This is a genomic window from Vibrio cholerae ATCC 14035, from assembly GCF_000621645.1.
Classification (GTDB): domain Bacteria; phylum Pseudomonadota; class Gammaproteobacteria; order Enterobacterales; family Vibrionaceae; genus Vibrio; species Vibrio cholerae.
The window spans coordinates 1-20,966 of the sequence record NZ_JHXR01000023.1 but is presented as its reverse complement, the minus strand read 5'-3'; the positions used below and the strand labels follow the sequence as shown (position 1 = coordinate 20,966).

Sequence of the window (20,966 nt, the reverse complement as noted above, 5' to 3'; positions counted from 1 at the left end):
AATGATTCAACTGGAAAAGCTCACCAAACATTTTGGTACCAAGCGCGTGGTACATGACGCCAGTGCTCAGTTTGATAAAGGGCAGGTGACGGCGATTATCGGCCCTAATGGCGCAGGCAAAAGTACGCTGCTTTCAATGGCGAGCCGTTTGGTCAATCGGGATGCCGGTAAAGTCTGGATTGAGCAGCGTGAGTTGGTGGAGTGGAACACCAAGGCGCTGGCCCAAAAGCTAGCGGTGTTGCGTCAATCGAATGTGCTCAATATGCGTTTTACGGTGCGAGAGTTGACGGCTTTTGGCCGTTTTCCTTACAGCCAAGGAAAATTGACCACACAAGATGAGCAGATCATCAACCAAGCGATCGAGTATCTCGATCTCGAAACCATTCAGTATCAGTATCTGGATGAACTGAGTGGTGGTCAGCGTCAACTCGCGTTTATCGCCATGGTCATGGCGCAAGATACCGATTACGTCTTCCTCGACGAGCCGTTAAACAATCTGGATATCAAGCATTCGCTGCAAATCATGTCTACGCTGCGCCGTTTAGCCCATGAGCTGAATAAGGCGGTGGTGGTGGTGATCCACGACATCAACTTTGCTTCCTGCTACGCCGATAAAATCGTCGCATTGAAAAAAGGCGAAGTCGTAGCCACAGGCTCGGTGCGTGATGTGATCCAATCTGAAGTGTTGAGCGCCATTTACGATACCCCATTTAATGTGATTGAGATGCAGGGGCAGCGCTTATGTCTCTATACTCTTCCGACGTGAGGCAGCAGTACAAGTAGGGGATAAGCTTGGCCAGAATCATGGCAATTAACCCGCCTGTTTTAATTCCACAAAAGCCTGCGGAGAGATACCAAAGGCTTTTTTAAACGCTGCGGTAAAGTTGGAAGGGTGCAGGTAGCCTGCTTCATACGCGGCCTCTGTGATGGTGACCAAACCTCGCTCTAATTGCTGACGCGCCAGTTGTAACCGTCGGTGCCGGATGTAGTGTGCAATCGTCATATTCAGGCGAGTTTTAAATTTGCGTTGTAAGTTGGAAACGCTCATCGCATGGCGTTCTGCCAGTTGCTCTAAGCAAATCTCTTCATGCAAATGCTGATCGATATAGTGCAGCAACTGATTAATCCATTGCTCAGATTGTCCCTCTTGGTGCTGAGATAACGAGGTGGCGTGTTTAGGGCATTGCAACACGGCGTCATGCACCAAGCGCCAAACCGTGGCTTCCCGAGCAATATGCGCACTGATGGTGTGGATCACACGACGGTTGAGCAGAGACTCAACGGCTTGCCAACTTTCCTCGTTCAGTGAAAGTGGAACCAGTGCTTTGTCTTGTTGCAGAAAATGTTGCAATGGGCAGGAGTGTTGCGCGAATTTTTGCAATGTATCGGGCGATAAAACGATGTTGAGTTTGCGTACTGTCATCCCTTGATGCAGACGGCGATGGAAGATGCACGGCTGCTCCAAATTGACCATTAAAGCTTGTGGATGCTGATTGGCACACAATTCAAGTTTGAGATCATCATAGGCAAAGCGTAAGGTGCCTTCCAGCAAGAGAATGATGACAAGGGCTGGCGCGCTGGTGGTCATCACATCGCAATCGGCCAATTCAAGGCTAGACCCTCCATGCAAGGTAAACCCGTTTGGACTGACGTATTCCACAAAGTGGCCTTGTGCCATCACAGGTTGATTCAAATTTTGCGCAACAATTTGCTCATCTCGCTCCTTGACCACATGACGTGACAAGGTGACCGTTTGGCGTGCGCCGTTTTTGGTTAATACCTTATGTTGATTTTGCGTGTTTTCCATAACTGATGTGCGATTTTGCATAATCAATTCAACTTCTCTATTGGTTGAGCTCAATTTAACATATATGCGAATCGTTATCATTTGTATTTTTGAGGAATTGAGTCAGTATGGATATTTGCAAGAAGTCTGCGTTATGGCTTGCGATCACTGCCGCGATGTCGGCCAACGCGGTTGCTGAGCAGAAAGCGACACCGGAGCAGGAAAATGTGGTGATCTGGGGTACGAAAGTATCGAGCAGCTCGGAATCTCTCACCACGGACGATCTATCACTCAAACAAGCCGATCACATGTCGGATTTGCTGCGTGATATTCCCGGGGTTGATGTAGGCGGAACGCACTCGGTTAACCAACGAATTAACATTCGCGGATTGGGTGAAACCAACCTGGATATTCGTTTGGATGGCGCTTCACAGCACGCCAATATGTTCCATCACATTGGTAACTTAACGCTTAACCCAGACATTTTGAAATCAGCCGATGTGCAGGTGGGTAACAACTCAGTGACCCAAAGTGGCCTCGGTGGTTCGGTTTATTTTGAAACCAAGAATGCGAAAGATCTGCTGGTGGGTGGTGAGCAGTTTGGTGCCCGTATCTTCGGCGGTTATGCCTCAAACGATAACCAGCAAGGTTCACTCACGGTTTACGGTCAATTGAGCGAAACGGTTGACGCCATGGTTTATGGTCAAGGTATCTCACGCGATAACTTTGAAGATGGTGCCGGTAAAGAAACTTTTGGCGTGAAAGGGGATACCTATAACGTTCTTGCAAAAGTCGGCTTTGAACCGGCTGTTGGTCATCGATTCCAAGTTTCCTATGATGTCTATCGTGATCAAGGGGACTATAGCCCACGCCCTGATATGGCAGGAAGTGCCAACCTAGGTTTGAGCAAAAACCGTTTGGTTCCGACGCATTATGACCGCGATACCATCACTGGCTCTTATGAACTCAAGCAAGATAAGCATCGCGGTAAAGTCACCCTCTACAGTAGCCAAACCGAAATTGATCGTGATGAAAGTGTGATGGCGGGTGTTTGGCCGGGCAACCGCCTTTCACGCAATACGGCGACAAACCGCAATGTTGGCATTAACGCGCTCTTCCAATCTGACTATGAACTGGCCGCGCACCGTAACCAAGTAAGCTATGGTATGGATTATGTCGATCAAACCAGCAAAGCGACCTATGGCAGCACCCCATTTATGGAAGAATCTGCAGTTTCTACCGCTGTGTTTGCGGAGAACAAACTGTATGTAAATGACGTTTGGTCATTGACCGCCGGTCTGCGTTTTGATGATTTCAAACGTAAAGCTATGACAGGCACGAAAGATTTTGATGAGGTGACTTGGTCACTGGGTACGGAATGGGATGTGACCAGTGATTGGACGCTGTTTGCCAACGCCCGCTCGCTATTCAAAGGCCCAGAGCTGCTGGAGACCTTTGTTCGTTACCAAGATCAAGCTCGCTTAGCGGATAACATCAAACCTGAAACGGGCTTAAACACTCAAGGTGGTGTGCGCTTTGATAAAACTTATGGCGATCACTTTGTGGGTGCCAACTTCACCCTGTTTAAAACCCAGATTGATGACCATATTCGTACTAGTAACAGTTACCTGATCAGTAACGTAGGGGATATGGAAATCAAAGGTTTTGAACTGAGCACAACTTACGCTTACCAAGCCGCGAGCGCCAAGCTCTCTTACGCGCACTCGGATGCGAATGATGTTACAAATGGTGGCCCAATGCTCAATTCCGTTGGTAACAGCGCCGATATGGGTGACAGCATCGCGCTCAGCTTAGGTTATCAAGCGGATTCGATTGATACCCTGTTTGGCTGGACTTCAATAGTGGTTCTGGATGAAGACAACGTAGTGGCTGGCGCCGCCAAGAAAGAAGGCTATGACGTGCATAACCTGTATGCTCAGTGGACGCCATATTCCGTCCCGAACCTAGTGCTGACGTTCGGCGTGGATAACGTGTTTGATGAGCTTTATGTGTCTCATGCCTCACGTGTTGGTTTAGCGAAAAGCTTTGTAGCCGATGATTACGAGCCGGGACGCAGCTATAAGTTATCCGCCGCTTACCAATTCTAATCATTCTTACTCTATTTAAGCCCGCTTTGTGCGGGCTTTTGCACTGGAGATTTTGTTATGTCGTCTCAATTTCAAGCGTTGTACCAATCCCAAGCCACGTTGCACTCTGAGCATGTGGTCAAATATTTAGTCACCTTATGTCGCCATTTTGCCCGCAAAGTCCCTGCGACTTGGGATGAAACACAAGGGCAAATCGAGTTTCCTGTGGGAGTGACCACCTTAACCGTGTGTGAGAAAAACCAAACGCTGACGTTTGTTTGTCAGGGGGACAGCGAGCAAAATGTGGCCGCACAACGCGCGGTGATCGATTCGCATATCGATATGTTTTCACGCCGAGAATCCATTGCACTGGAATGGCAAGCGACATCGCTTGCATAGTGGCCCTGCATCATCTTGCCCCTCGGCATTCATCCTATACTGCATCAGCGTTCGTCATCTTCGGCGAGCGCTGTTTTCTTTGATGAAAAATTGAAATATTTCTCGGCTAAAAAGAAATCTCTTCTTGCTTAAGATCAACAAAAAAACGTTTCTATCGCACAAAAAACTAAAACAAAGTTGAAAGATTCAAAAATTATTGAATAATGCTATCTCTATAATGACGAAGCGAAAACGCTTCCCCTTAACGTCTGAAACAGGATACAGCCCCCATGTCGAACTCGTATGTGTTGGTCATAAACTCTGGTAGCTCATCATTGAAATTTGCAGTGATTGATTCCCAAACGGGGGAAGCGCTGATCTCAGGCCTTGGCGAATGCTTCGGCATGCCTGAAGCTGTGATCAGTTGGAAATATCAGGGTGAGAAAACGGAAGAGGCGATTACCGCCGCCGATCATCATCACCAACATGCGATCAACCGCATTGTGGGCTTAATGGAAAGCTTGGGCTTCGCTCAAGACTTAGTAGCGGTAGGACACCGTATTGTGCACGGCGGTGAGAAATTCACCTCGACCGTTCGTATTGATGAAGAAGTACTGGCAGAAATCGAAAGCTTGTCCGATCTTGCTCCGCTCCACAACCCAGCCGGTGCAATAGGTATCCAAGCTGCTATGGCCGCTTTTCCAAGCTTGCCACAGTTTGCTGTGTTCGATACCGCCTTCCACCAAACCATGCCGAAAAAGGCATTCACTGGTGCTATCTCTCATGAACTGTACAAACAATACGGTATCCGCCGCTACGGTTTCCACGGCACCAGCCATTACTACGTTAGCCGTGAAGCGGCCAAAATGCTCAACAAGCCGATTGAGCAAGCGAGCTTCATCTCGGTTCACTTGGGCAACGGCGCTTCAGTTTGTGCGATCAGCAACGGTCAATCGGTCGATACTTCCATGGGCTTCACCCCATTGGCGGGCCTGATGATGGGCACACGTTCTGGCGACTTAGATCCCGGCATCATCGAATTTTTGATGAAAAAAGGCTGGAGCCAAGAGAAAGTCTTTGAAACCCTGAACAAGAAATCCGGTTTCTTGGGGGTATCCGGCCTGACTTCAGATGCTCGCGGTATTTTGGAAGCGATGGAAAACGGTCACGAAGGGGCGAAACTGGCGTTTGAAGTGTTTACTTACCGTGTCGCTAAATACATCGGCTCTTACCTTATCCCGCTAGATCATCTGGATGCGATCATCTTCACCGGTGGTATTGGTGAAAACTCACTGCCGATTCGCCGCGAAATTCTCGGCAACCTAAAACTGCTTGGTTTCGTGGAAGATGAAAAAGGCAACGAAGCAGCGCGTTTTGGTAAAGCGGGCATCATCGCAAAATCTGAGCTGCTTAACGCCGTAGCCATGGTGATCCCGACCAACGAAGAATTCGTGATTGCCCAGCAGTCGGTTGAGTTATTGTAATAGTTACGACGAAATATCGATAAAAGGCGAGTCGTTGGCTTAATTCACCTCTGGCCAGCTTTACCGTCGGCGATTCAACGGTGCAAGGCTTACGCACTGTAACCCAGCAAACAGATTTGACGGAGATTACTAAGGCATGGCCTAACTCGGATTTTAGTTACTCGGATACCTATGTGGGTAAAGAAACTGTTGTAGTTGCAGCAGGAACGTTTGAAGCTTGTAAAGTGACGCGTGAAACTAAGCTGACTAAGCCTGCTATTACAGAGACGAGTGAAAGCTGGTTGACCAACCGCGGCTTCGTAAAACGTATTCGTGATGAACAATCTTGGGATGCTTATCTCGTCATGGAAGCGAAGTCATTGCCTGCTATTAACTAGTTGCTTTTTCTCTTACGATGAGAAAAACCCAAAGTTTATAACTCATCTCAATCAATCCGAGCGCGTAGTGCGCTCGGATATTCTGTTATCCCAAAACCAATATCGGTGCTAATGGCATCACTTCGCCTGATAAGGCAGCGAGGAGTGGTGCAGTACAATGCGCAGTTGGCCTTGCTCATCTTTCTTAAAAGCCCAGCTTTTGTCTACCACGGTTTCCTGCCCTTTATCATTCACTAGGAAGACATTGCCTGTAGTGAGTGCAAGATCGCCATCAATGTAAACCGCGGCATTTTCAAAACGGTATTCCTTCCAGCCTTTTAGGGCAAAGCCCGAATCTTGCGGGTAGCTTTTATTGTTGCCAACAAAGTAAGAGAGTGCACCTTCTGTATCGGTGCGGAAGGTTTGCTTGCCACTGGCTAGGGTCGGTTTAAACAATACTGCGCCTTGTTGGTAGCCGTAGGCTTGATCTAACACTTGGTTCGCAAGCTCAGTTGCCGCTTTGATGCCTTGTTTTTGATAAGTATCGCTGATTTTAATCAGCGCTTCGCCCCATGCTTGTTGGGCTTTTAGCACATCTTCATGAGTGATGTTGTTATTCACGACAAGATCGGCAGCTTGAGTCGTGAAAGGTAATAAGCCGCACAGAATCAGGGCGGAAACGGATAGAGTACGAGTCATACGTTGCATAATCTGCCTTCCTTAAATGTTTGCAGTAGGTTCAGCGCTACTCTACGAGGTTTCGATGAATGTAAACCGAGCGCAAAGATTAACCTCAGATTAACAAGATTTACCCTTGGGTAGAGGATCACGTAATCTGCATATCTCCTTGCTACTTAACGCGGTCTTGGCGACGCTGATTCATCTTAAACACCGAGTGTGTCTATGCTGATGGAGATGGACTCATTGGTCGCCTATTTGCCACTGCGAGTAGTTGAGACTCATAGAAAGAAGACAATTTTGGGAAATGACTATGTTTCGATATCGGCTTGCGTTTGTACTCGCATTACTATTGACCTTGATTTTGGCGCAGGTCGGGGTGGCTTATTGGTCAAATCAAGTTGCGAATCAGCATCTGCTGCGTGGGCAAATCTCAAGCCAAATTCTGCAAGGTTTTATGCAGTTAAGTACCGAGAAACAGCAACTTAAAGTCTGGCTCGCCGAGTATCTTCTGATTAAAGATGGCAGTACCCTGAAAAGGGATATGCGTTTTTCCAAAATTGAAGCGCTGCTACACAAGCTCAATCTTTTGACGGAGCAAGCTCAGCAGCACAGCTTAACCGTGCAAGATTTCTCAGAAATAAACCAGCAGATCAAGGTAATCTCCCTGTTTGAAACCAACTTCGCCAGCTTAAAAAAGGCGTTGCGTTCATGGGAAATTGCCAAAATTACTGACGATGATGAACGCTGGCTATTGTTGAGCCAGTCGTTCGATCGGGTCGATGATACCGATTTACGCCAGTTGTTGACTCAAGCCATTAGCCTCCAGCAGCAGCGTACCTCGCGTTATGAAGAAGCGGCGTTGGATGCGTTATCGAATGTGAGATCGGTCATCACCAGCTTAGCGGTTTTTGGCATGGTGTCGGGGGCTCTGCTTGGCGTTTGGTTATTGCGTACCCTTTCTAAGCCGCTGGCTGAGCTGGTGAAAAGTACCACCGCCCTAGAGCAGGGCCGATTGGATCACCGCATTTCGATCAGCGGGCCTGATGAACTTAAAACGCTGGCGCGCCATTTTAACTATATGGCGCAAAGTCTTGAGCAAGCGCAGCAAAAAGAGCGGATGTCACGCCAATTAATTGAGCGAGAAGTGGCAGACCGAACCCAAGAGCTGGCGCAAGCTTTACAAACGTTGGAGAAAGCTAAACATCAACAAAAAGAGTTCTTCGCTAATGTCAGCCATGAACTGCGCTCTCCTGCCACTGCGATTTTAGGTGAGGCGCAAATTACTCTGCGCAGTCGGCACAATAGTGATGATGAGTATCGGCAAACCTTGCTGCGGATCAGTGAGTCGGCAGAGCAACTGGCATTTCGGATTGAAGATTTATTGATGTTGATCCGACACGATGAGCGCCTGTTTCATCCTGCGTTAACCGAGTTGCTCTTAGGTGAAATTTGGCAAGCGGTGGTGCGGCAAGCCAGTTTGTTGACTCACGCGCAGCAAGTTGAGTTGACGGTGAATACGCCAGCACAGGGTGAGTGGCAAACACAGCTTTGCTATACGGATTGCGATAAATTGCTGATGGTGATCCGTATCTTGGTGGATAACGCTTTACGCTATGATCCGACGCAGCAACCGATAGGATTGAATCTTGAGTTGGATGAAGAGGCATGGCGTGTGCAATTGGTAGATCAAGGCATTGGGATTGCCGAAGCGGATCTGAGTGTGATTTTTGAACGCTATTTTCGTGCAGAAAATGGCAAGCGGTATCGCCCTGATGGGCTAGGCATTGGCTTAACGCTGGCGCAAAGTATCGTAAAACAACTGGATGGTGAAATCCGCATCGAAAGTGTGCTGGAACAAGGCACGACGGTGACGTTAACTTTTCCGCGAGGAGAGGAGCAAGATGCGAATCTTATTGATTGAAGATGATGAAAGAATTGCCCGTTTTATTGAGCGAGGCTTAAAAGCGGAAGGGCACCAAATCCACCGTTTGAAAGATGGTCAATACGGATTAGAAACCGTGAAAAGCAGCGAGCCGGACTTGCTGATCTTAGATCGCATGTTGCCCCATGTGGATGGGTTAACTCTATGCCAGCAAATCCGTGCGACGGGTAATCAGGTTTTAATCCTGATGTTATCCGCTTTGGGCGAGGTGGAGGAACGCATCCAAGGATTGCGCACTGGTGCGGATGATTACCTCGCCAAGCCTTTCCATTTTGAAGAGCTGTTGGCACGCATCGAGGCACTGCAGCGGCGTAATATTCAAACCCACACCAGCAATAAGCTGCGTTTTGCTGATTTAGAGCTCTGCCTATCCACTATGCGCGTGTATCGTGCCGAGCAACCGATAGAGCTGACGGCAAAAGAGATTTCAATACTTGAGCTCTTTTTGCGTAAACCGGGGCATATTTTTAGCCGGGAGCGAATTTTGGCGAATGTGTGGGGCATTCACCAAGATCCGCTGACCAATGTAGTCGATGTCTATATGCGTCGTTTACGCAAGAAAATCGATATGCCTTTTGCCCAGCCGCTGATCCAAACCAAGCGGGGTATGGGGTATTACTTAGGTGACGCTTAACCCTATTCTTTCGACGCCAATTGGGCAAACTTGCTGTAGCTACTCACGCGGCCATTGATGTATTCAATGCCGCAGTGCACAGGGTGAGGTTGGTGGCCGACAATTTGGTATTCGACAATAAACTCGCCGCTGATCACTTTGACGAATAAAAAACCATCCATCACTTTCCACAAACCATGCAGCGCTTTGTCGCTGAACATGTCTTTCTCAATCAAGGTGCCGTTGGGTTTAAAGGTCAGCAGTGATGAAAAACCATCAGCGTTGACCTTAATCCACGCGTGTTGATGCACTTCATAACTGAGAATTTTGCGCCGTGTTTTGATCCACTCTTCAAGTTCTTGCTGTTGTGCTGGGCTCAGTTGTGGCAGGGCCTCTAATTCAAGTAGGGTGTGGTGCTTCTCGTACCAAAACAGCTGAAGGTGGAGTAATTTCATGCTAACCGGTTGGAATTTCAAACAAACAGCCGCCACTGTGCGCCAAGGTGGATATGAAGTCAACCCTGAAGGCGAGCTTGAAAAAGTGCGGTAGGTCGGGGGAAACCCACCGCACATTCCCTGCTGAGGGAATCGCCGCGTTGCGCGGCTCAGGAGCTTAAAGATGAGGGAACAAGCGAGGGAGTTCGGCGCGATCACAAGCTTGGTTTAATCGACGCTGCGCGGTGTGAATATGCTGTTGCCACTGTTCATCGTGCGCCCACATTTCAATCACTAACGGCACCACGCAATCCAGCGCTTTTAAGCGGCAGAACAGTTCATCAAAGTCGACGTCGCCTTCGCCAATCACTAAATCACGAAACTGTCCGGCGTACTGTTCGCTCACCTTGTAAGTGTCCTTGAGGTGGATCTGAGTGATGTGGGGCTTGCTTAACGAGAGTTCGGTCAGCAAGTCATAATTCCAGCCTGAGATGTTGCCAACGTCTGGATACGCCGTAAAAAAGGGCGATTGGATCTGCCGATTCAGCACTTCAAATTTACTCAGCGCATTGAGATAAGGGGTATCCATGATCTCAACGGCTAACATCACGCCAGCGCGCTCAGCTAAACGGGCGGCGTGTTGCATACCCTCAATAAAACGCTGATGAGTGGCTGAGTTGGCGGGCTCGTAATAGACGTCATACCCCGCCAATTGGATGGTGCGAATACCCAGTTTGTAGGCGAGGGTTATCGCCTTTTGCATAATTTTCAGCGCCTCATCGCGCAGCGCGGGATCGGCCGAGCCAAACGGAAACTTGCGATGAGCGCTAAGGCACATCGATTGCAGCGGCACGCCATACTCCTCACAAAGGCGGTGCAATGAATAAATGGTGGCATCATCCCAATCGAGGCGGCTGCGGCGCTCGTCACTTTCATCCACCGAGATCTCCAGAAAATCGAAGCCGAGCTCTTTGGTGCAGGCCAGTTTTTCCTCCCAACTTAAGTGATTGGGCAGCGCTTTTTCATACAAGCCAACGCGGTGGCGCAGTAAATGTTGATACATGCTGCCTCCTGTTATGGCCAGAAACGGTCGATTTGCTCACGCAGAGCCGCCGCGGTTTGTTGGCCTTCGGCGCCTGCTAATGCACGTCCGGCAATAAAGGTTTTGGTTTTGATCCCTTCAAACAGGTAAATATCTTCTGGTACGATGCCGCCGGTGATCGAAAGCTCAATGCCTAGCGCAGAGAGCTGGCGCATTTTGTCGAGATCGTCCGTTGTCCAACCAATACCGGCCAATTCCGCATCGCGTGAGCGGTGGTAAATGGCTTGAGTGATGCCTAAATCGACCCATGCTTTAGCATCTTGCATTGTCCAGTTGCCATAAATCTCGATTTGAATTTCGCCATTTAACTCATCCGCCACTTTTTTACACGCGGCAATGGTCGCGATGTGTGCGGCAGCCGACACGGTGATCCAATCCGCCCCCGCTTCAAATGCCATACGCGAGAGAATGGCTCCGCCATCGGTGGTTTTCATGTCACACACCAGAATATGATTCGGATGGTTGTGGCGCAGAGTCGACACCGCTTTCATTCCTTCCGCGAAAGCCAAAATGGTGCCAACTTCAATCACATCGACGTAACTGGCGACATTACTCGCTACGGCCACGGCATCGGTTAGGTTGGTTTGGTCGAGGGCGATTTGAATCATTGGTTTGGTCATACTGTTTATCCTTGAATATGTTCACGTATCAGTTGGGCAAGCCCAGCGTGGTTGTTATCGGTTGAGCAAAGGCTGCGCGCGTAAGATTTCACGGTGTCATCGGCATTGGCCATCGCCACGCCGTGGCCGGCATAGCGCAGCATGGAGATGTCATTGTGGTTATCGCCAATCGCCATCACATGGTTGGCGGCGTAGCCAAGCTGAGCAACGTATTGCGCAAGGCGCAGCCCTTTGCTGTTGCCTTTGGCGGCAAAATCAATGCGGTTTGACCAAGAGCGTTCGCCATTAAAGTGGGCGTTGACCCAAGGATGCTCTAGGAGTCGCTCAACCGAGCTTGGTAAACCTTCGACGACAAATTTCCATACAAACTCAGAGTCACGCGCAGTTTGGTGAAAGGAGTCAATCGCATAAATTTGCGGCGGATGAGTGAGAGAGGCCGCTTGCGCCCATTTTTCCAATGCTTGCATGTAGGCGATGGGGCTGCGCTGCGAGTACGTCATCGCATCTTTGATGTACATCACCAGCTTGAGCTGAAACTCTTGGGCCAGATCGATAAAGGTTAGTGCATCTTGTTTGTCGATCGCATTGTGCTCCAGCACCGTTTCGCTTGCGTAGTCATACACATACGTGCCGTTGCAACAGATGATGGGCGTGGTCAGACCCAGTTCATCGTAGTAAGGGCGCGCAGCGGTGTGGTGACGACCCGTGACGATAAGCACATGACAATGCTGCTGAGCTGCGCGAATCGCGTCTTTGACTTGTGGATGGATGGTGTGATCGTCACTGAGCACAGTACCATCAAGATCCAAGGCGAGCACTTTATACATAGCGATTACCTCTGGCCGTAGTAAGCGTTCGCGCCGTGTTTGCGCAGGTAGTGTTTATCGGACAATTCGGGCTGAATTTTGATGCCGCTATTGAGCGAGCGAGTGGCGAGTGCCATTGCGGAGATCTCTTCCAGCACCACGGCGTTGTGCACCGCATCTTCGGCATTTTTGCCCCAAGAGAAAGGCGCGTGTCCGGCCACAATCACACTCGGTACCGCCATCGGATCGATATGACGATGACGAAACTCTTCGACGATCACTAGGCCGGTGTTTTTTTCATACTCACCAGCAATTTCGCTGTGCGAAAGCTTACGCGTGCAGGGAATGTCGCCGTAAAAGTAATCAGCATGGGTTGTCCCGAGCGCGGGAATATCAATGCCCGCTTGAGCCCAAATCGTGGCGCTGCGCGAATGGGTGTGCACTACGCCGCCGATGTCGGGAAAGGCGCGGTAAAGTTCAATATGGGTTGCGGTATCGCTCGATGGGTTCAATTTGCCTTCCACCACTTTGCCCGTGAGGTCGACAATCACCATATCTTCGGCGCACATCGCATCGTATTCGACGCCGCTCGGTTTAATCGCCAGTACGCCGCGTTCGCGGTCAATTTCCGACACATTGCCCCAAGTAAAAGTCACTAAGCCGTATTTGGGCAATTTGAGATTGGCGTTGAATACGCGCTGTTTCAGTTCGCTGTACATACTCCCTCCTACGCGATGTGCGCTAATTCTTGTTGGGCAGAAGCTTGTTGCGAGAGGGCTTGGTCAATCACCGCATACACTTGCTGTTTATCGCGGCAGCGGCGCAGCTTATCCAGATCCACTCCGGTGGCGCTGTTTTCATCATCCAGCACTTGCGTCACTTCCATCAGTCCTTCCATATGCTCATCGGAGGAACTGCCGGCTAAGGTAATCAGCACATCCACTGGCTCATCTTCGCCTTCGAAATAGATCGGCTCTTGTAAGGTCACCAGCGCAAAAGCAGTTCTCAACACGCCGTTTTCGGGGCGCGCATGGGGCAGGGCAAGATTAGGAGCGATGCAGATGTAGGGGCCGAGCTGCTCGACACTGGCGATGATCGCCTCGTGATAGGCTGGCGTGATTGCGCCTGAGGCAATCAACATATCGGTACCAATTTTGATCGCTTCACGCCAGTTATTGGCTTTGGCTTGCAGTTGGATTGAGTTGTTTTCGATTAAGGATTGTTTGAGTCCCATGGTTCTATCTCCAGAGTAGAGCTGATCAAACCAGCTTCTTATTGTCGTAGGGGGCGGTAGGCAACCAGAGAGGTGCGGCTGCCCACCGCCTGTCGAGCTAGCGAATTTTCACAAAATGGTTATGGATAATGTCGAGCAGTTCATTGCCAAAGGAATTCGGGTTCAGCATGTTCTGCACCCCGAGCACAAACTTGCCTTCGCCCGGTTCCATCTCGGCTGAGAGGTGTTTCGAGGAGACAATGATGTCGGTGGTCGCGAGTTTGGATTTGTAATCAGACACCGCGCAAGAATCCATCACGTGTGGAATGCCTTTTTGCTCCAGATACTTGCCGATTTTCATCTTCATCATCATCGATGAACCTTGGCCGTTACCGCACACTGCCAGAATGCTCACTGGACGAGTGCCTTGCGCAGCTTGTAGAGCTTGTTCAACCGCTTCAATCACTTCCGGCTCGTCACTGACCGTGATACTACCTTGTGCATCTTCTTCGGCGCGTAACTGTTTGGAAGCAAAGAACATGTAGACCAACGCCAGGGCAACCAGTACGAAGAAGAAGAGTTTCGAGGCGGACAAACCTTGCATAATCGGTGGGAAGACCAAAGCCCAGTCGGCCATGCCCATCCAGCCGCTGAATTCGGTGCCTTGTTGGGTGAAGAGGTGAATTGCCCATGCAGAGCCGAGCACTTCGATAATGCCCATCACAAAACAGATCTTCATCACCGCTTTCCAACCGCCGAAATGGTTCGCAAAGACGCCAATCGTTGCGTTGGAGAAGAACATAGGAATGAAGCCGGGGATGATCATGATTGGCGCATTAAACGCCAGCATGGCTAAGACTGCTGCAAATTGGCCGAGTGCGCCCCACATAAAGCCAAACACCATGGCATTGGGAGAGAAGGCGTAGATCGCCGCACAGTCAATCGCGAGCACAGCATTAGGAATAACGCGCTCGGAGATGCCTTTAAACGCTTCAGACAGCTCGGCGACAAACATACGTACACCGGCCACAATCACTTGGATCGCGACGGCAAACTTAAGGCCCGTTTCGAGGATGTAGATAGTCCAGTGGGTGGAGCCCGCCATCTCTTGCAGATTATCCAGACCGAAAGAGAGCAGAATGATGCCGAAGAACACCGTCATCACAATCGCGGTGGCAGCGATGCTGTCGTGGAAAATATGCAGCCATTTAGGCAGTTGCAGGTGATCAACACTGTCTTTTTTATCCCCCAGTTTGGGAGCGATTTTGGTGGCGATCCATGAAGCGACTTGCTGTTGGTGGCCGATGGAGAAACCCGCGCCGCCAGTGACTTCTTCGGTCGGTTTGAACATGATGTTAGAAGAGATGCCCCAGTAGAGCGCCATCAATACCGCCGAATAAATGATGGTTTCCCACATGCCAGCGCCGAGCACAAAGTAGAACACCGCAATCAAACCCGCTTGCTGGAACATGATGTGTCCAGTCAGCATGATGGTACGAATGCCGGTGTAGCGGCGAAACAGCACCAACAGAATGTTGATCGCCAGTGCTAGCAGCACGGCGTACCCGACCCATGAATAGTTGTCGCCCATGGTTTCCATGGTGGCCATCATCGAGGTGTAGGGGTCAATCACTGATCCGGTTAAACCGTGGTATTGCGACAGCTTTTCAATCACAGGTTTAAAGCCAGCGACCAGTGTGCCTGCGCCCACTTGTACCAGCATAAAACCGACAATGGTTTTGATTGAACCTTTAATGATGGTTGTCGCATCGCGTCTTAGCAGCCAATAGCCGATTAAGGTGACTAGCCCTAGCAGCAAAGGGGCTTTGGTCATTACTTGGCTGTAAAAAATATAGAAAACGTCGTACAAGAACTCCATATCTCTACCCTTAGTTGTTTTGATGTAGGAAGAGTGATTTTTGGTGGTGCGTAAAATCGCTCCTTTTGCTCACGGAATAGACTTTAACAATCAAAAGTAATCATTCAATGCTCATTTGTGATTATTTTGATTTTTATCAATTTTGCCCAAAAGAAAACCACATAAATGATAGGTAGATCACCTTGGCTTTTGTTATTTGATTAAAAATCAATAACTTAAATTTAATTGTGATAAATGTATGATTTCTATGTGCAGAAAGTTTGACAAGATTTACGATGATTAATAGAATCAAAACCAATCAAGATTAATCACCAAATAATCACTAAGTCGACATTCGGTGAGTTTTTTCTCAGTTAGGTGATGGTATGAATGAAGTCCAACGACATAACGGTATTTTGTCTCTGCTTGAAGAGAATCAAGCGATTAACGTTTCGCACATTATTGAGCGCTTTAATGTCTCACCAGCCACGGCGCGGCGCGATATCGCCAAGCTTGATGAGCTAGGTAAACTGCGCAAAGTGCGTAATGGGGCAGAGCGCATTGAAAATCAAAAAAGAAAATGGTCACCGCTCAATATCAACAGCACAGAGCATTATGAAGAGAAATCGCTAATTGCCTTGAAAGCGGCTGAACTCTGCCAACCAGGCGATAGTGTGGTGATCAACTGTGGTTCGACCGCCTTTTTGCTGGGCCAGCAGTTGTGTGGCGAAAACGTACAGATAGTGACCAACTATTTTCCGTTGGCGAGCTATCTGATCAATGAAGATCACGATGATGTGATCATCATTGGCGGACAATACAATCGAGCGCAAAGCATTTTCCTCAACCCCGCGCCAGATTCTCTTGGCGGTTATGCGGGAAACTGGATGTTTACCTCTGGCAAAGGGCTAACCGAAGCGGGATTGTACAAAACCGATATGCTCACAGCGGTTGCTGAACAGCAGATGCTAGAGCAGATCGATAAGCTAGTCGTAGTGGTGGACAGCTCAAAAGTCGGGCAGCGTACCGGCATGCTGTTTTGCTCTACCAGCAAAATTGACATCGTCATCACCGGTAAAAATGCGAATGCTGAAGTGGTGAAAGCCATTGAGGCACAAGGGACGCAAGTGATTTTAGTGTAGCGTTTCACTCACTTTTACCAAATTAAAAAAACTAACCCAACTGGCCAGTGCCAATCTTCAGGATTTCGGCGCTTGGTTCCCTACATCCAAAATTTATCTTAACGTTGTGAAACAAGAGGTGTTGTTATGAGTAAAGTGAATGAAATCACTCGCGAATCCTGGATTTTGAGTACGTTCCCTGAGTGGGGAACTTGGCTAAATGAAGAGATTGAACAAACGGTTGTGGAGCCAAATACTTTTTCGATGTGGTGGCTAGGCTGTACGGGGATTTGGCTAAAGAGTGCTGGCAACACCAACCTTTCCATCGACTTTTGGTGCGGAACCGGTAAAAAAACGCAGAAAAACCGCTTGATGAATACCCAGCATCAGATGATGCGTATGGGCGGTGTGGAAGCGTTGCAACCGAACTTGCGAACCTCGATTTTCCCACTCGATCCGTTTGCGATTAAAGAGATTGATGCGGTGCTGGCTTCACACGATCACGCTGACCACATTGACGTTAACGTTGCTGCAGCGGTGCTGCAAAACTGCGGCGAGCACGTAAAATTCATTGGCCCACAAGCCTGTGTTGATTTATGGCTAGGATGGGGTGTACCGCAGGAGCGCTGCATTGTGGCAAAAGTCGGTGATGTGCTTGAAATCGGCGATGTTAAGATTCGCGTGTTGGATTCGTTCGATCGCACCGCGTTAGTGACCTTGCCCAAAGGCGTATCGTCTTACGACAAAGCGATTTTGGATGGTATGGATGAGCGAGCCGTCAACTACTTGATTGAAACCTCGGGTGGCTCTGTGTACCACTCCGGTGATTCACACTACTCAAACTACTATGCGAAACACGGTAACGATTACCAGATTGATGTGGCGTTGCTGTCGTACGGTGAGAACCCACGCGGAGTGACCGATAAAATGACCTCTTCGGATGTATTGCGCGCTGCAGAATCGCTCGATTGCCAAGTTGTCGTGCCATTCCACCACGATATCTGGGCGAACTTCCAAAATGATCCGCGTGAAATCGAAGTGCTGTGGAATATGAAAAAAGATCGCTTACAGTACCAATTTGCGCCGTTCTTCTGGCAAGTTGGCGGTAAATACACCTACCCAACTGATAAAGGACGCATGCATTACCAGCATTTCCGTGGCTTCCAAGATATCTTCAAAAATGAGCCAGAACTGCCTTATAAAGCCTTTTTGTAAGGATGAATGATCAAAAGCCACCATGCGTTGGTGGCTTTTTCTATGCTTGCACCTAATAATTTCCGCTAGGCACAATGGACAACATGAGAGGCTAGGATATTAACCACGGCCTAACATACGAGCCATAGTGGCATCTTTATCAATCAGATGATGCTTAAGCACCGCCGCGATGTGCAGCAGCACGATAGCGATAATAATGGGAGGCGCAGTTTTGTGAACGGCTGCGCCAAGCTCTTGCAACCAAACCACTTTTTCACCTGCCGCAACCAGCGTATAACCAAACACTTCCAGTGCACGCCCTCCGCCGATATTCATCGCGATCCCAGAAAGTGGCATCGCCAGTGTGGCGAGCAACAATAAACCATGAACCGCTTTCGCGACTTTTTCTTGCCAAGCTGGCATCACAGAGGCTGGCGGAATCGCCCCTTCTTTGATTCGCCAAAAGACCCGCGCGAGCGCGATCAGCAAGATCAGCACGCCAAAGGATTTATGCAGCGCCACTAGTTCCATTTTTTCTGGCCCACGCGGTAAGTCGGATAGATAGGCTCCGACGATAAATACGCCAATAAAGGCCAGACCAACTATCCAGTGCAGAGCAATCGAGGTTTTCGAATAGGTTTTTGTGTTATTCATAATCCATTTCCACAGGTTTCATAAGGTCATGGCTATTATGCGCGATTAGCTTAGATTGTGAACAGTTTGTCTGAGTAAATTTAGGTAAAGCTAGCAGTCAAGGTAACTAACGATGAGTATTGGGAGAAATAACGGAATGAAAAAGAGTGATCAGAGATCACTCTTGATGGTGTTACAGCATCCACATGCGCGCAACACGTGCTGGGATAGTTAACGTATGGTAGCGACTGCTCACGCTAAAACGGTCGTCACTTAAAGTATCTTGATAGGTCTGATACCAGTTAAATTCATGCTGATAAGTATCTATGGTGACATTTTTTGACTCACCACATTTATTAATACCTACGACACCTTCCTTACCCCGTTTGAAGAGCAGCAAACATGAGTCGCTATACATAACCGTCATAGGTTTACCTTGCATTGCGTTATGGAAGCGCAGCATATGTTGCATTGATGGTTGATTCCAAACATTCGCCCAACGACCATTATCTTTATCTTCGTGATCAGCCAGATCATCACTATAAATCAGCGGTGTTCCACCATCTTTCCCGAGTAGATAAGCGTAAGCGAGTTGCTCATCTTGCGGGTTGAGGATCTGATAACGGAATCCATCATTAGTGGGAATATCATGGGTAATCGCAAACGTGATGGCGCGGGCGTTTGGTAATGCTTGTCCATAGGCTTGTGGATCATGCAATTGACTCATCGAACCTTGATAAGAAAATGCGGCACGAATGGAGGCAAATAGAGGAAAGTCGTATGCGGCGTGTGTGGTGTTATTCAGATAAGGAGCTAGGAAGGCATCATAACTGCCATCACCTTGACCCCCACTTGTGATCACTTCGCCAAACACATGCATGCCCGAAATAATCTCTGGTGTGAAGACTTGGTCAATGTGGTATTGACTCATGTGCTTAACCGCATCAATTCGAAATCCTCTGATACCCATTTGCTTAAGCGCTTGTAAATAGGCTCGCTGTTGATTGATGACCCAAGCGTTGGCATCCAAGTCTGGTAGACCGCGATCACCTGCGCCACCGCATAGCCTCCAATACTGAACATGACCGGGGTTGCCCCAATCAGTAATACAACCTTCAGGATGGAAATCATTTTGTGAGAAGAGATTGTGCGACAAATCACCGAACAGTTTCTGTTGTTGATAGTAATAAGCTTGGTTAGTGTAGCTGGCTAGTACTTCGCTGCCCGGATAATTGAGATCACTACGCTTCCAACTTTCGTTTGCCATATGGTTAAACACCACATCCGAATATACTTCAACACCGTAATCTTGCAGCGTTTTGATCAGTGTTTGTAAGTCGGTTTTGTTGCCAAGAGGTGAGTCAATGACTCGCAGATCTTGAGGTTGGTAACGAGCCCACCATTCATTGCCGCTGGATTTCAATGCTGGTGAGATCAGCACTTTTTTATAACCTGCGGCGGCGATCTGTGCTGCATTCGCAGTGACATCTGCATATTTCCAGTTAAAAGCATGCAAAATGGCTTCTGCTTGTACGCTGCTAGTAAAACTTGCTGCCGCGAATGTGGCACAAAGAACAACATACGATGATTTCATAAGATGCCTCTCTTATTTACGGTATTTTGAAGCATCATAAAGCTCACATTGATACTGTGAATGTTAAGTGTGAAGAATCATTGATCACCTTCAAGCTGTGTAGGGCTGAAAGTCAAAAAATTGTGGCACAGTTGAAAATTTGTACAGCTTGTTGTCGGTTATTTGTATGGCTACAAATAGTGATTTATCTCTGGTTTTGGGTGTGTGCCTAGGCTGTGGTATCTTTAGCCGCCGCTTATTTTTGGATCTTGCATGAAACTCATCCCGTTATTAAAACAGCCCCGAATTCATTGACTTTGCTTATTCGTATCATTTTTTCTGAATAGGTCTACTTGAGAGCAAGTAGAAAGCGTCTGCACACCACGAATTTGAGGTGGAATATGAGTCAAAAGCATTGGTCAAAAGTCCAACTGCTGCATGAAGTAGTGAAAAATCCAAACATCATTATCAAAGGTAAACACAGCTATTACAGCGATTGCTGGGATGCCGGTTTTGAAGCGTCGGTTGTGCGCTATTTACATGGCGATGAGATTAGCCAACGTTGGGACCCGTTATGGGAAATCGATCAACTGGTGATTGGTGACTACGTTTGTATCGGGGCGGAAGTCGTGATTTTAATGGGCGGTAATCATACCCATAGAGCCGATTGGTTCTGCCTGTATCCTTTTATGGATGTGATTGAACAAGCCTACGTAGGAAAAGGGAATACCGAGATTGGTGATGGCGCATGGTTAGGGATGCGCGCCATGATCATGCCGGGTGTCAAGATTGGTGAAGGCGCGATTGTGGCGGCCAATAGTGTCGTGACCAAAGATGTGGCGCCTTACAGCATTGTGGCGGGATCGCCAGCCCAGTTGGTGAAGTACCGTTTTGACGCAAAGGTGATTGACGAGCTGCTTGCGTTGAAAGTGTACGACTGGCCGCCGGAAAAATTTACGGCGCTCAAATCGTACTTATGCGCATTGGATTTGGCGGCACTCAAGCAAGCGGTCATCCAATATGATGCCGAGCCGCATAACCCATTGAGCTAGCTTTTCATTGCTTCAGCACAAGGCTGTGACCCC

Annotated in this window: 21 protein-coding genes; 10 read left to right on the top strand and 11 right to left on the bottom strand. The window is 48.6% G+C overall.

Going from position 1 to position 20,966, the window contains the following annotated elements; all coding sequences use genetic code 11:
• The first annotated feature begins 1 nt into the window (after position 1).
• Positions 2 to 766 (top strand): iron chelate ABC transporter ATP-binding protein VctC, encoded by a 765-nt coding sequence (gene vctC, locus T411_RS0112935; RefSeq protein ID WP_000615308.1) that lies wholly within the window; start codon positions 2 to 4, stop codon positions 764 to 766.
• 45 nt (positions 767 to 811) lie between these two features.
• Here vctC and T411_RS0112930 read toward each other — a convergent pair whose 3' ends face one another.
• Entirely contained in the window at positions 812 to 1,828 is a 1,017-nt protein-coding gene (locus T411_RS0112930; RefSeq protein WP_001181423.1) for a helix-turn-helix domain-containing protein, read from the bottom strand.
• 86 nt (positions 1,829 to 1,914) lie between these two features.
• Between T411_RS0112930 and vctA the strand changes: the two genes are divergently transcribed.
• The 4 genes from vctA (at position 1,915) to T411_RS0112910 (ending at position 6,112) form a co-directional block, all read left to right on the top strand.
• Entirely contained in the window at positions 1,915 to 3,894 is a 1,980-nt protein-coding gene (gene vctA, locus T411_RS0112925) for a TonB-dependent iron chelate receptor VctA (RefSeq protein WP_000350325.1), read from the top strand.
• 57 nt (positions 3,895 to 3,951) lie between these two features.
• Positions 3,952 to 4,272 (top strand): DUF2218 domain-containing protein, encoded by a 321-nt coding sequence (locus T411_RS0112920; RefSeq protein ID WP_000098212.1) that lies wholly within the window; start codon positions 3,952 to 3,954, stop codon positions 4,270 to 4,272.
• A 269-nt stretch (positions 4,273 to 4,541) separates the two neighbouring features.
• Complete coding sequence (locus T411_RS0112915; protein WP_000072096.1) at positions 4,542 to 5,735, top strand: acetate/propionate family kinase; 1,194 nt, start codon at positions 4,542 to 4,544, stop codon at positions 5,733 to 5,735.
• Between the two features lie 80 nt (positions 5,736 to 5,815).
• Complete coding sequence (locus tag T411_RS0112910) at positions 5,816 to 6,112, top strand: hypothetical protein (RefSeq protein WP_001161774.1); 297 nt, start codon at positions 5,816 to 5,818, stop codon at positions 6,110 to 6,112.
• A 117-nt stretch (positions 6,113 to 6,229) separates the two neighbouring features.
• On the opposite strand, the gene T411_RS0112905 is transcribed toward T411_RS0112910, so the two are convergent.
• Positions 6,230 to 6,799, bottom strand: a complete 570-nt coding sequence (locus tag T411_RS0112905; protein WP_001189466.1) for a phosphoribosyl-AMP cyclohydrolase — start codon at positions 6,797 to 6,799, stop codon at positions 6,230 to 6,232.
• Positions 6,800 to 7,082: 283 nt separating this feature from the next.
• Here T411_RS0112905 and T411_RS0112900 point away from each other — a divergent pair, with 283 nt between their 5' ends.
• Both T411_RS0112900 and T411_RS0112895 read left to right on the top strand, forming a co-directional pair.
• Positions 7,083 to 8,693, top strand: a complete 1,611-nt coding sequence (locus T411_RS0112900; protein WP_000490349.1) for a HAMP domain-containing sensor histidine kinase — start codon at positions 7,083 to 7,085, stop codon at positions 8,691 to 8,693.
• A complete protein-coding gene (locus T411_RS0112895; RefSeq protein WP_001221472.1) occupies positions 8,674 to 9,348 on the top strand; it encodes a response regulator transcription factor in 675 nt (224 codons plus the stop codon). Before T411_RS0112900 ends, T411_RS0112895 begins: the two co-directional genes overlap by 20 nt.
• A gap of 2 nt (positions 9,349 to 9,350) precedes the next feature.
• Here the strand turns inward: T411_RS0112895 and T411_RS0112890 are convergent, their stop codons facing one another.
• From T411_RS0112890 to T411_RS0112855, 7 genes are all read right to left on the bottom strand, one after another.
• Entirely contained in the window at positions 9,351 to 9,782 is a 432-nt protein-coding gene (locus T411_RS0112890; RefSeq protein ID WP_000770688.1) for a hypothetical protein, read from the bottom strand.
• 157 nt (positions 9,783 to 9,939) lie between these two features.
• Positions 9,940 to 10,824 carry an L-ribulose-5-phosphate 3-epimerase gene (locus T411_RS0112880; protein WP_000284299.1) on the bottom strand — a complete coding sequence of 295 codons (885 nt, stop codon included), beginning with the start codon at positions 10,822 to 10,824 and terminating at the stop codon, positions 9,940 to 9,942.
• Between the two features lie 11 nt (positions 10,825 to 10,835).
• Complete coding sequence (locus T411_RS0112875) at positions 10,836 to 11,483, bottom strand: 3-keto-L-gulonate-6-phosphate decarboxylase UlaD (RefSeq protein ID WP_000165663.1); 648 nt, start codon at positions 11,481 to 11,483, stop codon at positions 10,836 to 10,838.
• Positions 11,484 to 11,488: 5 nt separating this feature from the next.
• Positions 11,489 to 12,310 carry a Cof-type HAD-IIB family hydrolase gene (locus T411_RS0112870; protein ID WP_000278836.1) on the bottom strand — a complete coding sequence of 274 codons (822 nt, stop codon included), beginning with the start codon at positions 12,308 to 12,310 and terminating at the stop codon, positions 11,489 to 11,491.
• Positions 12,311 to 12,315: 5 nt separating this feature from the next.
• Complete coding sequence (locus tag T411_RS0112865) at positions 12,316 to 13,008, bottom strand: L-ribulose-5-phosphate 4-epimerase (protein ID WP_000286765.1); 693 nt, start codon at positions 13,006 to 13,008, stop codon at positions 12,316 to 12,318.
• 8 nt (positions 13,009 to 13,016) lie between these two features.
• Positions 13,017 to 13,523 (bottom strand): PTS sugar transporter subunit IIA, encoded by a 507-nt coding sequence (locus tag T411_RS0112860; protein WP_000523578.1) that lies wholly within the window; start codon positions 13,521 to 13,523, stop codon positions 13,017 to 13,019.
• A 97-nt stretch (positions 13,524 to 13,620) separates the two neighbouring features.
• Positions 13,621 to 15,381: a PTS ascorbate-specific subunit IIBC gene (locus T411_RS0112855; RefSeq protein ID WP_000395341.1), complete on the bottom strand. Its 1,761-nt coding sequence runs from the start codon at positions 15,379 to 15,381 to the stop codon at positions 13,621 to 13,623.
• 365 nt (positions 15,382 to 15,746) lie between these two features.
• Between T411_RS0112855 and ulaR the strand changes: the two genes are divergently transcribed.
• Together ulaR and ulaG are read left to right on the top strand one after the other, a co-directional pair.
• Entirely contained in the window at positions 15,747 to 16,502 is a 756-nt protein-coding gene (gene ulaR / locus T411_RS0112850) for an HTH-type transcriptional regulator UlaR (RefSeq protein WP_001006793.1), read from the top strand.
• Positions 16,503 to 16,628: 126 nt separating this feature from the next.
• On the top strand, positions 16,629 to 17,696 hold the full coding sequence (ulaG, locus tag T411_RS0112845; protein ID WP_000049013.1) for an L-ascorbate 6-phosphate lactonase: 1,068 nt from the start codon (positions 16,629 to 16,631) through the stop codon (positions 17,694 to 17,696).
• Between the two features lie 99 nt (positions 17,697 to 17,795).
• Here the strand turns inward: ulaG and T411_RS0112840 are convergent, their stop codons facing one another.
• Together T411_RS0112840 and T411_RS0112835 are read right to left on the bottom strand one after the other, a co-directional pair.
• Positions 17,796 to 18,329: a cytochrome b gene (locus T411_RS0112840; RefSeq protein WP_001066383.1), complete on the bottom strand. Its 534-nt coding sequence runs from the start codon at positions 18,327 to 18,329 to the stop codon at positions 17,796 to 17,798.
• Positions 18,330 to 18,501: 172 nt separating this feature from the next.
• Positions 18,502 to 19,902 (bottom strand): alpha-amylase family protein, encoded by a 1,401-nt coding sequence (locus tag T411_RS0112835; RefSeq protein ID WP_000842852.1) that lies wholly within the window; start codon positions 19,900 to 19,902, stop codon positions 18,502 to 18,504.
• A gap of 380 nt (positions 19,903 to 20,282) precedes the next feature.
• Between T411_RS0112835 and T411_RS0112830 the strand changes: the two genes are divergently transcribed.
• Positions 20,283 to 20,933, top strand: coding sequence for a CatB-related O-acetyltransferase (locus T411_RS0112830; protein WP_000078529.1), 651 nt, complete (start codon positions 20,283 to 20,285; stop codon positions 20,931 to 20,933).
• Positions 20,934 to 20,966 lie beyond the last annotated feature (33 nt).

Excerpts from the sequence above, each read along its gene's own strand:
- T411_RS0112905 (WP_001189466.1), bottom strand. The coding sequence starts at position 6,799 with ATGCAACGTATGACTCGTACTCTATCCGTTTCCGCCCTGATTCTGTGC.
- T411_RS0112900 (WP_000490349.1), top strand. The coding sequence starts at position 7,083 with ATGTTTCGATATCGGCTTGCGTTTGTACTCGCATTACTATTGACCTTG.
- T411_RS0112855 (WP_000395341.1), bottom strand. The coding sequence starts at position 15,381 with ATGGAGTTCTTGTACGACGTTTTCTATATTTTTTACAGCCAAGTAATG.
- T411_RS0112930 (WP_001181423.1), bottom strand. The coding sequence starts at position 1,828 with ATGCAAAATCGCACATCAGTTATGGAAAACACGCAAAATCAACATAAG.
- T411_RS0112860 (WP_000523578.1), bottom strand. The coding sequence starts at position 13,523 with ATGGGACTCAAACAATCCTTAATCGAAAACAACTCAATCCAACTGCAA.
- T411_RS0112895 (WP_001221472.1), top strand. The coding sequence starts at position 8,674 with ATGCGAATCTTATTGATTGAAGATGATGAAAGAATTGCCCGTTTTATT.
- ulaG (WP_000049013.1), top strand. The coding sequence starts at position 16,629 with ATGAGTAAAGTGAATGAAATCACTCGCGAATCCTGGATTTTGAGTACG.
- T411_RS0112870 (WP_000278836.1), bottom strand. The coding sequence starts at position 12,310 with ATGTATAAAGTGCTCGCCTTGGATCTTGATGGTACTGTGCTCAGTGAC.
- T411_RS0112830 (WP_000078529.1), top strand. The coding sequence starts at position 20,283 with ATGAGTCAAAAGCATTGGTCAAAAGTCCAACTGCTGCATGAAGTAGTG.
- vctA (WP_000350325.1), top strand. The coding sequence starts at position 1,915 with ATGGATATTTGCAAGAAGTCTGCGTTATGGCTTGCGATCACTGCCGCG.
- T411_RS0112880 (WP_000284299.1), bottom strand. The coding sequence starts at position 10,824 with ATGTATCAACATTTACTGCGCCACCGCGTTGGCTTGTATGAAAAAGCG.
- T411_RS0112920 (WP_000098212.1), top strand. The coding sequence starts at position 3,952 with ATGTCGTCTCAATTTCAAGCGTTGTACCAATCCCAAGCCACGTTGCAC.
- T411_RS0112840 (WP_001066383.1), bottom strand. The coding sequence starts at position 18,329 with ATGAATAACACAAAAACCTATTCGAAAACCTCGATTGCTCTGCACTGG.
- T411_RS0112915 (WP_000072096.1), top strand. The coding sequence starts at position 4,542 with ATGTCGAACTCGTATGTGTTGGTCATAAACTCTGGTAGCTCATCATTG.
- T411_RS0112875 (WP_000165663.1), bottom strand. The coding sequence starts at position 11,483 with ATGACCAAACCAATGATTCAAATCGCCCTCGACCAAACCAACCTAACC.
- ulaR (WP_001006793.1), top strand. The coding sequence starts at position 15,747 with ATGAATGAAGTCCAACGACATAACGGTATTTTGTCTCTGCTTGAAGAG.
- vctC (WP_000615308.1), top strand. The coding sequence starts at position 2 with ATGATTCAACTGGAAAAGCTCACCAAACATTTTGGTACCAAGCGCGTG.
- T411_RS0112890 (WP_000770688.1), bottom strand. The coding sequence starts at position 9,782 with ATGAAATTACTCCACCTTCAGCTGTTTTGGTACGAGAAGCACCACACC.
- T411_RS0112865 (WP_000286765.1), bottom strand. The coding sequence starts at position 13,008 with ATGTACAGCGAACTGAAACAGCGCGTATTCAACGCCAATCTCAAATTG.
- T411_RS0112835 (WP_000842852.1), bottom strand. The coding sequence starts at position 19,902 with ATGAAATCATCGTATGTTGTTCTTTGTGCCACATTCGCGGCAGCAAGT.